The following is a 279-nucleotide window of genomic DNA, read 5'->3' as shown; positions in this document are numbered from 1 at the left end:
TTTTACAGCGTCAACTACCGCAATCTTTTCACTTCCCTGAATCAAATACGAATTATAGGAAGTTCCCCATTCGGTTCTCATGATTACGTCGAAAATACGCAGATCAGGATTCTGAACACCTACCCACCAGATGCCGTCCGTTATTTTTGGCGGTGCTGCTGTCATACATACCCCTCCGTCTTATTCTTTCTCGAATGCCGATTTATCGGCTCCGCAAACAGGGCATACCCAGTCATTGGAAATATCGTCAAACTTTGTTCCTGGCGCAACGCCGTTATC

The 279-nt window shown here is 45.9% G+C and carries 1 protein-coding gene; it reads right to left on the bottom strand.

Features of this window, described 5'->3' with window-relative positions; all coding sequences use genetic code 11:
* Positions 1-180 precede the first annotated feature (180 nt).
* Positions 181-279: rubredoxin (locus CHK_RS16370; RefSeq protein WP_200896528.1), on the bottom strand; the 99-nt coding region annotated here is incomplete at its 5' end.

Origin of the sequence: Christensenella hongkongensis (genome assembly GCF_000981035.1) — a bacterium.
GTDB lineage: Bacteria > Bacillota > Clostridia > Christensenellales > Christensenellaceae > Christensenella > Christensenella hongkongensis.
This window is presented reverse-complemented; position numbering and strand designations above follow the sequence as displayed.